The 11,951-nt window shown below is 70.9% G+C and carries 11 protein-coding genes and 1 pseudogene; 2 read left to right on the top strand and 10 right to left on the bottom strand.

From position 1 onward, the window contains the following. The 6 genes and pseudogenes from AC2CHG_RS25930 to AC2CHG_RS25905 form a co-directional block, all read right to left on the bottom strand. Nucleotides 1-323 (bottom strand): annotated as a pseudogene (locus AC2CHG_RS25930) (bifunctional 3'-5' exonuclease/DNA polymerase); the annotation flags it as partial. A gap of 66 nt (nt 324-389) precedes the next feature. Further along, a complete protein-coding gene (locus AC2CHG_RS25925) occupies nt 390-1,346 on the bottom strand; it encodes a carbohydrate ABC transporter permease (RefSeq protein ID WP_013475962.1) in 957 nt (318 codons plus the stop codon). A 13-nt stretch (nt 1,347-1,359) separates the two neighbouring features. After that, nucleotides 1,360-2,301, bottom strand: a complete 942-nt coding sequence (locus AC2CHG_RS25920; protein WP_120569017.1) for a carbohydrate ABC transporter permease — start codon at nt 2,299-2,301, stop codon at nt 1,360-1,362. A gap of 22 nt (nt 2,302-2,323) precedes the next feature. After that, complete coding sequence (gene ngcE, locus AC2CHG_RS25915; protein WP_120569016.1) at nt 2,324-3,736, bottom strand: N-acetylglucosamine/diacetylchitobiose ABC transporter substrate-binding protein; 1,413 nt, start codon at nt 3,734-3,736, stop codon at nt 2,324-2,326. A gap of 23 nt (nt 3,737-3,759) precedes the next feature. Further along, nucleotides 3,760-4,509: an SIS domain-containing protein gene (locus AC2CHG_RS25910; RefSeq protein WP_120569015.1), complete on the bottom strand. Its 750-nt coding sequence runs from the start codon at nt 4,507-4,509 to the stop codon at nt 3,760-3,762. After that, nucleotides 4,506-5,453 (bottom strand): MurR/RpiR family transcriptional regulator, encoded by a 948-nt coding sequence (locus AC2CHG_RS25905; RefSeq protein WP_120569014.1) that lies wholly within the window; start codon nt 5,451-5,453, stop codon nt 4,506-4,508. Before AC2CHG_RS25905 ends, AC2CHG_RS25910 begins: the two co-directional genes overlap by 4 nt. A 157-nt stretch (nt 5,454-5,610) precedes the next feature. On the opposite strand from AC2CHG_RS25905, the gene AC2CHG_RS25900 reads away from it, so the two are divergent. Continuing rightward, a complete protein-coding gene (locus AC2CHG_RS25900) occupies nt 5,611-6,600 on the top strand; it encodes an N-acetylglucosamine kinase (protein WP_484525771.1) in 990 nt (329 codons plus the stop codon). A gap of 193 nt (nt 6,601-6,793) precedes the next feature. On the opposite strand, the gene AC2CHG_RS25895 is transcribed toward AC2CHG_RS25900, so the two are convergent. The 4 genes from AC2CHG_RS25895 to ngcE (AC2CHG_RS25880) form a co-directional block, all read right to left on the bottom strand. Then, nucleotides 6,794-7,264 (bottom strand): hypothetical protein, encoded by a 471-nt coding sequence (locus tag AC2CHG_RS25895; protein WP_484525770.1) that lies wholly within the window; start codon nt 7,262-7,264, stop codon nt 6,794-6,796. An 85-nt stretch (nt 7,265-7,349) separates the two neighbouring features. Further along, nucleotides 7,350-8,255, bottom strand: coding sequence for a carbohydrate ABC transporter permease (locus tag AC2CHG_RS25890; RefSeq protein ID WP_484525769.1), 906 nt, complete (start codon nt 8,253-8,255; stop codon nt 7,350-7,352). Further along, on the bottom strand, nt 8,252-9,160 hold the full coding sequence (locus AC2CHG_RS25885) for a carbohydrate ABC transporter permease (protein ID WP_013287344.1): 909 nt from the start codon (nt 9,158-9,160) through the stop codon (nt 8,252-8,254). The genes AC2CHG_RS25890 and AC2CHG_RS25885 overlap by 4 nt, the downstream gene beginning before the upstream one ends. Continuing rightward, nucleotides 9,160-10,575, bottom strand: coding sequence for an N-acetylglucosamine/diacetylchitobiose ABC transporter substrate-binding protein (gene ngcE / locus AC2CHG_RS25880; protein ID WP_484525768.1), 1,416 nt, complete (start codon nt 10,573-10,575; stop codon nt 9,160-9,162). The genes AC2CHG_RS25885 and ngcE (AC2CHG_RS25880) overlap by 1 nt, the downstream gene beginning before the upstream one ends. 163 nt (nt 10,576-10,738) lie before the next feature. On the opposite strand from ngcE (AC2CHG_RS25880), the gene AC2CHG_RS25875 reads away from it, so the two are divergent. Beyond that, a partial coding sequence (locus AC2CHG_RS25875; protein ID WP_484525767.1) for an acyltransferase family protein occupies nt 10,739-11,951 on the top strand: 1,213 nt, incomplete at its 3' end.

Raw genomic sequence — 11,951 nt, 5'->3', positions numbered from 1 at the left:
GGCGGGACCGGCGCGCCGGTGACCCGGGCCCAGGCGGCGGGTAGCGCGCGGGGCTCACCCCAGCGGCCCGCGTGCCCGAGCAGGAGCGCCTCGGTCAGCTCGACGTCGTGGCAGCGGTCGAGGCGCACCCCGGCGCGCAGCAGCGCCGGGTAGACGCCCGTCCAGGCGGCCCAGATCCAGCGGGGGTGCCCGGCGGCCTCCCGGGCGGCCACGGCGGCGGCCAGGTCGGTGACCTCCTCCGCCGGGCCGGACGGGGTGCCGTCGGCGTGCAGCGGTTGCAGCACGCCGCCGCCCCGCTCGTCCGCCACCACCGCCACCAGCACGGACGCATTCTGCCCGCTGCCACCGACAGGCCGGGGCCCCGGCTCGTCGAGCCGGGGCCCCGCGCGTCACTTGCCGACGCCGGCCGTCAGACCGGACTGCACCTGGCGCTGGAAGACGATGTACACGATCAGCACCGGAAGCATCGCCATGGTCACCCCGGCGAACAGTCCGGACCAGTCGGACTTGTAGCCCTGGTTGACCGACAGCTCGATCAGCCCCTGGGCGATCACCTGGTTCTTCGGCTCGCCGGACACCGACTGCATGAGCAGCGTCGGCAGGTACCACTGGTTCCACTGGCCGAGCACGTTGAAGATGCCGATGCTGATCAGGCCCGGCTTGGCCATCGGCAGCATCACGCTGAAGAACGTGCGGGTGTGCGAGGCCCCGTCGACCTGGGCCGCCTCGGCGATCGAGTCGGGCAGCGTCCGGAAGAACGAGTGCATGAAGAAGATCGTGAACGACAGCGACCAGGCCACGTAGACCAGGATCAGCATGAGGTGCTTGTTCGGGCCGAGCAGCGGGAGGCTCACCCCGGTGTTGTAGACGCCCTTGAACAGCGGCACCGCGGCCAGGTAGATCGGCAGCGTCAGCCCGGACAGGAACATCCAGTAGATCAGCCGGTTGCCGCGGAACTCGTAGCGCGCCAGGGCGTACGCGGCCATCGAACCCAGCAGCATCGTCAGCGTCACGCTGAACACCAGCACGAGCAGCGTGTTCAGGAAGAAGCTGTCGATCCCGGCGGTCCAGGCGCGGGCGAAGTTGTCCCACTGCAGGGCGTCGGGGATCAGCGACAGCGGCTCGCGGATCACCTCGGAGTCGGTCTTGAGCGCCGACATCACCACCCACAGCAGCGGGTAGACCACCATGATCGCCCAGACCGCGAGGAACAGGTGCGAGAAGCCGTTGAAGATCCGGCCGCCGAAGCCGTTGCCGACGTCCTTCGCCCGCCGGTCCGCGGGCGGCCGGTCCGGCGGTGCCGTGTCGGACCGGGCCGGGCCGGAGGTGTGGGTCACAGTGCTCATCGTCCAGACCTCCTCAGTACTCGATCCGCTCACGGCGGGTGATCCTCAGTTGGAGCGCGGCCAGCAGGATGGTGAAGATGGCCAGCGCGACGGCGATCGCGCAGGCGTAACCGAACTGGCCCTTCTGGAAGGCGTTGAACTGGATCACCGAGGCGAAGATCTCGCTGGCGTGGTTCGGCCCGCCCTGGCTCGGCGTCATGACGAACACCAGCGCGTACATGTCCAGCGCGATGAAGCCCAGATAGACCCAGGCGACCGAGATGCTGTCCCGCAGCAGCGGCAGGGTCACCTTGAAGAACGTGTGGAACCGGCCCGCGCCGTCGAGGATCGCCGCCTCGTAGATGTCCTTCGGGATCGACTGCATCGCGGCGGAGAACAGCACCATGTAGAAACCGGCGCCGCTCCACACCGCGATGAACAGCAGCCACCAGAGCACCGCCGGCACGCCGAGGAACGGCTCCGGGTCGGCGGTGAAGGCGATCGGGTTGTCCGCGTCGACCAGCCCGATCTTGATGAGCAGGCCGTTGATCAGGCCCTGCCCGTCGGTGCGATAGATCTGCTGCCACATGACGGCGATGACCACCAGCGACAGCACCTGCGGGAAGAAGAAGATGACCTTGTAGATCCCGGAGCCGAACACTCCGCGGATGCCGGCCCTGTCCTCGCGCCCGCCCACGTTGAGCAGGAACGCGAGGAACAGGGCCAGCGCGATCGTGAACAGCGGCACGGTGACCAGGAAGAACACGTTGTGCCAGAACGCCTTCCGGATCAGCTCGTCGGAGAACAGCCGGACGTAGTTGTCCAGCCCGACGAAGCGCTGGGAATCGGAGTACCCGCCCCAGTCGGTCAGCGAGTATCCCGCCGCCTGGGCGAACGGCCACACCACGTAGAACAGGTACAGCGCGACGGGCAGGGCCAGGAAGCCCGTGACGAAACGCGCGACTCCGTGCCGCATTGGACTCACTTCCTCGCGGTGATCAGGCGGTGCGGGTCTGCTTCTTGATCGACGAGTCCTTGGCGACCTTGTCGGCGGCCGCCTGCATCTTGTCGACGAACTGCTGCGCGGTCAGGCGGCCGGCCATCAGCTCCTCGGAGAGGTTCTGGCTCTCCTTGTCCAGGTCGGCGTAGAAGTCCGGGAACTTCACCGAGATCAGGTCCGAGCTGCCGTTCTTCATCAGCGAGTTCGCCGACGCCAGCGCGGTGTCCTGGACGTTGTCGCCGGAGCCCTTGGTGGAGGCCAGCGACTTGGTCAGCTCGGCGAACTTCGCCGAACCGGCCTTGGAGAGGATGGCCCGCAGGAACTCCTTCGCGGCCTCCTTGTTCGGCGCCTTGCTCGGCACCACGAAGCCCTCGCCGGAGGAGGCGAAGACGTCCTTGGCGGCCTTGTCCCCGCTCTTGCTCCAGTAGTCGGAGATGGTCATCTCGAAGCCCGGCGGGATGGTCGCGGCCATCTCGTTCTTCAGCCAGGTGCCGACCTGGATGAAGGCCGCCTTGCCGTCCAGGAACGCCTGCTGCGACTGGGTGTGGTCGAGCTTGCCCGGCAGCAGCAGCCTGTCCTTGACCAGCTTCTCCCACGGCTCCAGCGCCGCGACGATGCCGTCGGCCTTCCAGGCGCCGTCCTTCAGGTTGTCGATGTCGACGACTGCCTGCTTGCCGACCGCCTTCCAGATGCTGGCGAACAGCGCCCAGCGCGGGTAGTAGCCGTGCACCGCGTCGTGCACGTACGGCGCCATGCCCTTGGCCTTGATCTTCGGCGCGAGCGCGAAGAACTCGTCCCAGGTGGTCGGCGCGGTCCACCCCTCCTTCTTGAACAGGGCCGCGTTGTACCAGTTGCCCCACACCGTGTACGCCACGTTCACGACGTAGAACTTGCCGTTCTGCGTACCGTCGGCGACCGTGCCGGGCAGCAGGCTGTCGGCCACCGTCCCCTCGCTGTCCCAGGCCGGCGCGGTGAGCAGGTCGTCCAGCGGCTCGATCGCGCCCTCGTTGATCAGCGTGCTGCGGTCCATCATGTCGGCGCCCGAGTTCATCACCAGGTCGCTGGGCTGCGTCGCCATCTTGGGCTGCTCTTCGGTCTTGATCTTCTGGGTCGAAGACATGTTGACCGTGACGTTCGCGTGCTTGGCGTTGAAGATGACCTTGTCTTCCTTGGCCCACTGGTCGCCCAGGCCACCGTTGAAGACGACCACCTTGACCGCGCTGCCGTCCTTGACACCGAACGGGTTGTCCTTGCTCTTGGCCGCGCCGCCGCCGTCGGACTTGCTCGGCTCGCTGCCGGCGCACGCGCTCAGCAGACCCGCCGCCGGTACGGCCAGCAGACCGGCCGCCGCGGCGCGCCGCAGCAGGGTCCGACGGCTGACGTCGCCGAACTTCTCGGGGGAAACCGACATCTTGTCTCTCCTTGTGGGTCGGGTCAGGCGGTCCGCCGGAGACGCCCGGCGTACCGCGACTCGAGGGCGAGGTTGTGCTCGTCCCCACCGGGGACGTTGGCGGAGAGGTAGACAGGGGGTACCTCTCCGGCCTGGTGGAACCGTCGTACGACCTCCGCGGTCAGCAACTGCGCCAGCAGCGCCGCGGTGACCGAGGAGACCGCACAGACCGCGCCGCCGCCCTCGAGCGGCAGCAGTGCGTCGCCGTACGGCGCGCCGTTGTCCAGCACGACGTCGGCGAGGTCGGCGAGCCGGTGCCCGGAGGGGTGCCGAGGAGCTACCCGGGCGGTGTGCTCGACCGAGGTGACAGCGATCAACGGGTGGCCGCCGCGCTTGACGAGCGTCGCCAGCTCGACCACCGAGCCGTTGATGCCGGACTGCGAGGCGACCACGAACACGTCCCCCGGCTGCGGCGCCGCCAGGGCGTAGAGCTGGTGCGCCACGGCCGGGTCGCGTTCCAGCTTCGGGTCGGCGAGCACGTCGCGGGGCGCGTCGCCGTGCAGCACGAGGTCGTGCAGGGAGAGCCGGTTGGCGGGGACCAGCCCGCCGGCCCGGGCGACCAGTTCGGCGGCGAACGCCTCCGAGTGGCCGGCGCCGAACGCCTGGAGGACGCCGCCGGCGCGCAGCCCGGAGGCGATCAGGTCGGCTGCCCGGTCCACCGCCACGGCCTGGCTGTCCACCAGCCGGTCGAGCACCGGGCGCACCGCGTCGGCGTACCTCTGGGCACTGATCATGAGAGGGCCCCCTTCGCGGCCTTGTGCCCGTCGACGGCCTGGGCGGTACGCCGGAAGGCCGCGTGGGCGCGGTCGTGGGTACGCTGCGCCACCGCGATGTAGAGCAGGTCGAGCACGACGAGCTGCGGGTGCCGGGCGGAGAGCGCGTCCGGCCGGAACGTGGTGGCCTGGCTGGCCGTGACCAGCACGATGTCGGCCAGCTCGGCCAGCGGCGAGCGGGGGAAGCCGGTGAGGGCGACGGTGGTGGCACCGCGGCTGCCGGCCTCGGCGAGCAGCTCGATCGTCTCCCGGGTCTGCCCGGTGTGCGAGATGCCGAGCGCGACGTCCCCGGCCCCGAGCAGCGCGGCGCTGGCGAGTCCCTCGTGCACGTCGCTCCAGGCCCACGCGGCGACGCCGATGCGGTGCAGGCTGAACTGCATCTCCTCGCCGACGAGCGCGCTGCCGCTGGCCCCGAAGATGTTCACCCGGCTGGCCCCGGCGATGGCGACCGCCGCGCGTTCCACCTCGGCCAGGTCGAGCAGCGCGGCGGTGTCGTGCATGGCCCGCGTGTCGGCGGCCATGATCTGGTCGAGCACCCGGGACAGCGGGTCGCCGGGCTGGATCTCCCGTCCGATGTCGACGGTCCAGCCGGCCGAGCGGGCCCGGCCGGTCTCGGCGGCGATGCCGAGCCGCAGGTCCGCGTACCCCTCGAAGCCCATCGCCCGGCAGAAACGGGTGATGGTCGCCGGTGACGTGCCGCTGCGCTCGGCCAGCTCGACGATGGTGGCCCGGGCGGCCGCCTCCGGGTCACTGAGCACGTGCTCGGCGACCCGGCGCAGCGCCCCGGTCAGCTCTCCCGTGCCGGCCCGGACCCGGGCCAGCACCCCGTCGGCGCCCAGCCGGTCGGCCGGACCGGCATCGACCACCGCGGTCGCCGCGGAAGTCTCCACCTCGTGCTCGGCCATCGGCGGGCGCCTTTCGGAAAAGAGTGTTAACTGTTAGTGGTAAAAGTTCTTACTGAAGGCCCCTCCGTGTCAAGGGCGTGGGTGAAGTTTTCAAACTGTTACCTGCCGCGCCGGCGCGATCTTGCGCCTGGAGACGCGGCCGACCAGCATGGGGGCCATGTCGGACACCGTCGTGGTCGGCCTCGACGTCGGGGGCACCTCCACCCGCGCCACAGCGCTGAGCCTCGACGGCACCCGCCTGGGCGCCGGCCGCGCCGGCGGTGGCAACCCCACCAGCCACGGTGCCGACCGGGCCGCCGCCGAGCTGCTCGCCGCCCTGCGCGCGGCGCTCGCCGACATCGACCCCCTTCGGGTACGCGCCGGCGTCATCGGCCTCGCGGGGGCCGGCCGCCTCCTGGCCGACCCGCACGGCCGGGACGCGTTCGACCGGGCGTGGGCCGAGGCGGGGCTACGGTGCCCGTACGCCGTGCACGGCGACGCCCTTGTCGCCTACGCCTCCGGCACCGCCGCCCCGGACGGCACCGTGCTCGTCGCCGGCACCGGCGCCATCGCCGCCCAGGTACGCGACCTGCGGCTGGACCGGACCGCCGACGGCCACGGCTGGCTGCTCGGCGACGCGGGCTCCGGATTCTGGCTCGGCCGCGAGGCGGTCCGCCGGCTGCTGACCGACCTGGACCGCGCGGACACCCCAGGTGAGCTGGCCCGGCAGGTGCTGGCGGAGTTGACCGGCACGACCGCTGTGGACGCTCAGCCGCGCGCGACGGCCGGAGCCGTGGTGCAGGCGGTGACCCGGCGGCCGCCCGTGGAACTGGCCCGGCTCGCGCCGCTCGTGGTGTCGTCGGCCCGCGACGGGGAGCCGGCAGCGGTCGCGCTGATCGCCGAGGCCGCGGCGCTGCTGGCGGAGAGCGTCTCCCGGATCCGCCCACCGGGCGCGGCCGATCCGGTGGTGCTCGGCGGCGGGTTGCTCACCGGCGACACCCCGCTGGCCGGCGCGGTACGCGCGGAACTCGCCGACCGGTGGCCGGACGCGCCGCTGCACAGCGCCGGGGACGGTGCGGCCGCCGCGGCCTGGCTGGCAGCCCGCGACCTGCCCGAGGTGACCGACCCGGCGGCACTGCACACCCGCCTGGTGCCCCCGCCCGCCTGACCCGCCCGCCCTGCCGCGCTGCGCTGCGCTGCGCCCCGCCGCGCCGCGGCGGCGGCCGTTGGGTGGAACGCCATGGGTGTCAAAACGCCGGTTCGACACCCATGACGTTCCACTCGCGGCTTCCGGCAGTTCTCGGCGTGAGCCGCACTCGCGCTGATCAGTATCGGTCTTGCGAACCGGGCTGAGCCTGGTGTCAGCCCTGCGGGGCGGGCTGACCCGGGCGCCCCTGCGGCGCGGCGCCGTACGGTGCGGGCTGCCCCGGGGCGGGCGGGAACGCCGGGCCGGGCTGACCGTGCCCCGCCCCCGGGTACATGCCGGGCTGCTGCTGTCCGCCCGGGTACTGCTGACCACCCGGGAACGACGGCCCGCCCGGGTACTGCTGGCCGCCCGCGTACTGCTGCGCCGCGGCCTGCTCGCGGGCCTCCTTGCGCGCCTTGACCGCGCGCACGATCAGCAGGATCGGCAGCACGAAGACGTAGAAGAAGAGCCGGTAGCTGTCGCCGTCGAAGAGGAACAGCAGGTAGAAGCCGTACCCGAAGAAGGCCAGGCCGATCACCACGTTGAGGATCCGGGAGCCGGTCCCCTGTTCCTTGACGACCGCGCCGACGACGACCATCGCGATGCCGCCGAGCATCAGCAACAGTGCGTAGAGGAGGAAGAACATGAGATTCCTGTCGATAGATGAGCGTGCCGGCCCACCCTAGGTCAGCTCGATGTTCCCCACTGCCCCGTTGCCTGTGGCAACCACCTCACTTGAGCTGCCCGGCGGTCAGTCCGGACTGAACCTGGCGCTGGAACGCCACGTACACCACGAGCACCGGGAGCACCGCGATGGTCAGGCCGGCGAACAACTGGGCGTAGTCGCCGGCGTAGCCCTGGCTCACCGCGAGCGAACTCAGTCCCTGAGCGAGCATCCGGTCCTGCCCGTCGCCGGGAAGCAGCACCTGGGGCAGCAGGAACTGGTTCCAGTGGCTGAGGAAGTTGAAGATCCCGACACTGATCAATCCCGGTCGCGCCATCGGCAGCATCACCCGGAAGAACAGCCGGAAGTGCCCGCATCCGTCGATCAGCGCGGCCTCCGCCACCGAGGTCGGCAGCGTCCGGAAGAACGCGGTCAGGAAGAACACGGTGAACGGCAGCGAGTACGCGGTGTAGACCAGGATCAGGCCGGGCCAGGTGCCGAGCATGCCGACGCTGCGGACCACGAAGAACAGCGGCACCAGCGCCAGGAAGACCGGGAACATCATGCCGCCGACGAACAGGTAGTAGACGACCTGCCGGCCGCGGAACTCGTAGCGCGCGAAGACGTACGCGGCGGTGGCGCCGAGCAGCATGGTCAGGCTCAGCGAGCCGGCCACCACGACCAGGCTGTTGAAGAAGAAGCGGCCGATGTGGGCGGTGGTCCAGGCGCGCTTCCAGTTGTCGAAGCGCAGCGCCTCGGGCAGCCCCCACGGCTCGGCGACGATCTCGCCGTTGGTCTTGAGCGAGCTGAGCACCATCCAGGCCAGCGGCAGGATCGTCATGGCCGCCCAGAGCAGCAGGAAGCCGTGCGAGAAGACGTTCGCGACGCCCAGCTCGCGGCGCGGCGGCCGGTCGGCGGGGGCCGTCGCGCGGGTCGTCTCGGCGGCCGGGGCGCCGGTGTTCACGGTGGTCACGAGTACTCGATCCGATCACGCCGGGCGGTGCGCAGCGCCAGCACCGCCACCGAGAGGGTCAGGAAGAACATCGCCACGCCGATCGCCGAGGCGTACCCGAACTTGTTCTCGCTGCCGAACGACGTGTCGTACATCCGCAGCCCGATCACGTCGGAGGAGAAGTTCGGCCCGCCGTTCGTCATGAGCTGGACCAGGATGAAGCCGTCCAGCGCGGCGATGGCGAGGTAGATCCAGGCCACCTGGATGGTGTCCCAGAGCAGCGGAATGGTGATCTTCCGCAGCATCGTGGTGCGGGACGCGCCGTCGAGCAGCACCGCCTCGTAGATGTCACGCGGGATGGCCTGCATGGCCGCGCCGAAGAGCACGACGTAGAAGCCGACGTTGCTCCACACCATCACCGCCAGCACGCACCAGAACGCGAAGCGCGGGTCGCCGAGCCAGGCCGGGGTGGCCAGCCCGACGGCGCGCAGGGCGCCGTTGAGCAGGCCACTCGTCGGACTGTAGATCTCCTTCCAGAGCAGCGCGATGATCACCACCGAGAGCACCTGGGGGAAGAAGTAGACGAGCCGGTAGACCGAGGTGCCGCGCACCCCGGTCACACCGGCCCGGCCCTTGCGGCCGCCCATCGTGAGCATGCTGGCAAAGAACAGGCCCAGCCCGATCGTCACCACCGGCACCACGGCGAGCAGGATCGCGTTGTTCTTCAACGCGTTCCACACGTACCCGTCGTGCAGCAGCGTGCGGAAGTTCGCCATGCCGACCGGGTCGGCCTGCGCGGAGTAGCCCATCCAGTCGGTGGTGGAGATCTGAAAAGCCTGGAGGTACGGCGACAGCACGAAGATGCCGTACAACGCCAGTGGTGGCAGGAGGAACGTGAGGATCAGGGGAAGGCGGCCCTGTCGCATCACGCGGACCGCTTGTACTTCTTGACCGAGCTGTCTCCGGCGATCGAGTCGGCGCCCTTCTGGCACTGGTCGAGGAACTCGGCCGGGGAGATCCGGCCGCTGAAGAACTCGCCGCAGGCCGCGTCGACCAGGTTGCGCTCCAGCTTGCGGTAGTAGTTGTTGTAGACCCAGTTGAAGCCGTTGGACCCGGACGCGTCGAGCGCCTTGACCACGGTGCTGAGCCCGTACGGCAGGTCGATGCCCTCGGTCGCACCGGCGACGACGGGCAGGCTGGCGACCTTCCGGGTGAAGTCCTGCGCGCCCTTGCGGGACAGCATGGTGCGGAAGTACTCCAGGCCGCCCGCGACGTTGCGCGCCTTGGCCGGCACCATGAACGGCTCACCGGCGGTGCCGCGGATCGCCTCGTACGGCAGCTTGTCGCCGCTGCCCAGGCTCGGCGTCGGCGCGACCGTCATGTTGAACCCGGCCGGCGTGACGTCCTTCTGCTCGCTCTCCAGCCAGGAGCCGCAGGAGATGAACGCGGCCTTGCCCTGGCACCACGCGGTCTGCGACTGCTTGTGGTCCAGGCCCGGGGAACCGTCGAGGATGAACTTGTCCTTGACGATCTGGTGCCAGGCGTCGGCGGCGGTCTTCATCGCGTCCGACTTCCAGGCGTTCGGCTCCAGGTTGTCGATCGCCAGCGCCACGGACGCGCCGCCGAGCTTGATCGCGGTGGAGATCAGCGGCCAGCTCATGTAGCGGGGGTGCACACCGGCGTACGTCCAGGGGGCGATACCGGCGGCCTTGATCCGGCGGCAGAGCGCGATGTGGTCGTCCCAGGTCTTGGCGTCCTCCCAGCCGCGGTCGGCGAACAGCTTGGTGGAGTGCCAGATGCCGTACACCGTGTAGGTGTAGTTGAGCACCAGGAACCGGCCGTCGTAGGAGCCGACCTCGACGGTGCCGGGCAGCAGCGTGTCCTTGACCGTCTTGCCGGGCGTGTCGAGGCTCGGCGCGGCGAGCAGCTCGCCCAGGTCGGCGAGCGCGTTCTGGGAGACCAGGCCGTTGAAGTCGATCTGACCGGCGCCGGAGTTGTTCACCACGTCGGGCGGGCTGCCGTCGACGAAGCGGGGCTGGAGCGTCTTGCTGATCTCCGCGGTGGCCGAGTGCTTGATCTCCGCCTTCGGGTACCGCTCCTTGTACATGGCCTCGTGGGCCTTGGCGTAGTCCTCCCCGAACCCGCCGTTGAAGATCACCACCTCGAGTGGGGCGTCCTCGGCCACGCCGAGCGGGTTCTGCTCGCTCTTGGTGCCCTTGTACGCGGCCTTGTCGCCCTCGTCGCCCCCGCCCGACGTGGCGCAGCCGGCGAGCAGCCCGGCGGCGGGGGTGGCCAGCAGCCCGGCGGCGGCGCTACGCCGTAGGATCTCACGCCTGTTCATCGCATCTCCTCGGTCCGGGTACGCGCGGTGAGCACCCTGTCGCTTGTCTTCACAAGACGCATTTCCAATGAAGAATTTCTACGACAGTGCGACGGGGACCACAAGACCTCTCGACCGATCCGTTATCCGTACCGGTCGGGCCCGGCTGGCCTAGCCTGACCCCATGCGCCGCCTGCGGCAGCTCGCGCAACGCACGCCGCCGGGGCGGGAGCGCTACATCGACCTGCTCCGGGCGCTGGCCATCACCATGGTCGTGCTCGGCCACTGGGGCGTCACGGTCATCGGGTACGACCACGGCCGCCCCGCCGGCCACTCCGCGCTGGGGGATCTGCGCTGGGCCTGGCCGCTCACCTGGGTGGCCCAGGTGATGCCGGTGTTCTTCCTGGTCGGCGGCTACGCCAACGCCGCCTCGCTGGCCGCCCGCCGGCGCCGGGGCGGGTCGGCGGCCGGGTGGCTGGTCGACCGCAGCGCCCGGCTGATCCGCCCCACCACCGTGTTGCTGCTGGTCCTGGCGGCGGGAGCGGGGATCGCCACGCTGCGCGGAGCCGACCCGGCGCAGGTGCGCACAGTGGTCTGGTTCGCCACCATCCCGCTGTGGTTCCTGGTCGCCTACGTCGCGGTGGTGGCGCTGACCCCGCCGATGTACGCGCTGCACCGCCGGTTCGGGCTCGCCGTGCCGACGGCGCTCGTGGTCCTCGTGGCGCTCGGCGACCTCGGCCGGCTCCTCGGCCCGGCCGCGCTCGCCGACGGCAACTACCTGTTCGGCTGGCTGGCCGTCCATCAGGTCGGGTTCGCCTGGTACGACGCCGCCCAGGCGGACACCCGTCAGCCCGCCGACGCGACCGGCGCCGGGACCCGGGGCCTGTTTCGCCGTCGGCTGCCGCTGTCCCGCCGGGCGGGCGTGCTCCTGCTCGGCGGCGGCCTGGTCGCGCTGGTGCTGCTCACGGTGGCCGGGCCCTACCCGGTGGCGATGCTCCACGTACCGGGCGAGCGGCTGGACAACGCGGCGCCGCCGAGCCTGGCGCTGATGGCCGCGGCCGTCGCCCAGCTCGGCCTGATCCTGCTGCTGCGACGCCCGGCCGGGCGCTGGCTGCGCCGGTCCGGCCCCTGGCAGGCGGTGCTCGCCGTAAACGCGGTGGTGCTCACGCTGTTCCTCTGGCACCTGACCGCCGCGGTGCTGCTCGTCGGCCTGCTGGACGCGCTCGGCGTGCTGCCCACTCCCCCGGTCGGCTCGGCGGCCTGGTGGGCGTGGCGCGTACCGTGGCTGCTCGCGCTGGCCGCGGTGCTGACCGTGCTGGTCGCCGTCTTCGGTCCGGTGGAGGCACGCACCCGCCGCCCGGCGGCGACCGGGCCGGCCGGGGCGGGTGGCCGGCGGC

It is taken from the genome of Micromonospora sp. ATLC20, assembly GCF_057196585.1.
Note: the sequence above shows the minus strand (reverse complement) of the source record. Positions and strands in the feature narration are given on the sequence as shown.

Coding starts and splice junctions, on each gene's coding strand:
- AC2CHG_RS25925 (WP_013475962.1), bottom strand. CDS start 1,346: ATGAGCACTGTGACCCACACCTCCGGCCCGGCCCGGTCCGACACGGCA.
- AC2CHG_RS25920 (WP_120569017.1), bottom strand. CDS start 2,301: ATGCGGCACGGAGTCGCGCGTTTCGTCACGGGCTTCCTGGCCCTGCCC.
- ngcE (WP_120569016.1), bottom strand. CDS start 3,736: ATGTCGGTTTCCCCCGAGAAGTTCGGCGACGTCAGCCGTCGGACCCTG.
- AC2CHG_RS25910 (WP_120569015.1), bottom strand. CDS start 4,509: ATGATCAGTGCCCAGAGGTACGCCGACGCGGTGCGCCCGGTGCTCGAC.
- AC2CHG_RS25905 (WP_120569014.1), bottom strand. CDS start 5,453: ATGGCCGAGCACGAGGTGGAGACTTCCGCGGCGACCGCGGTGGTCGAT.
- AC2CHG_RS25900 (WP_484525771.1), top strand. CDS start 5,611: ATGTCGGACACCGTCGTGGTCGGCCTCGACGTCGGGGGCACCTCCACC.
- AC2CHG_RS25895 (WP_484525770.1), bottom strand. CDS start 7,264: ATGTTCTTCCTCCTCTACGCACTGTTGCTGATGCTCGGCGGCATCGCG.
- AC2CHG_RS25885 (WP_013287344.1), bottom strand. CDS start 9,160: ATGCGACAGGGCCGCCTTCCCCTGATCCTCACGTTCCTCCTGCCACCA.
- ngcE (WP_484525768.1), bottom strand. CDS start 10,575: ATGAACAGGCGTGAGATCCTACGGCGTAGCGCCGCCGCCGGGCTGCTG.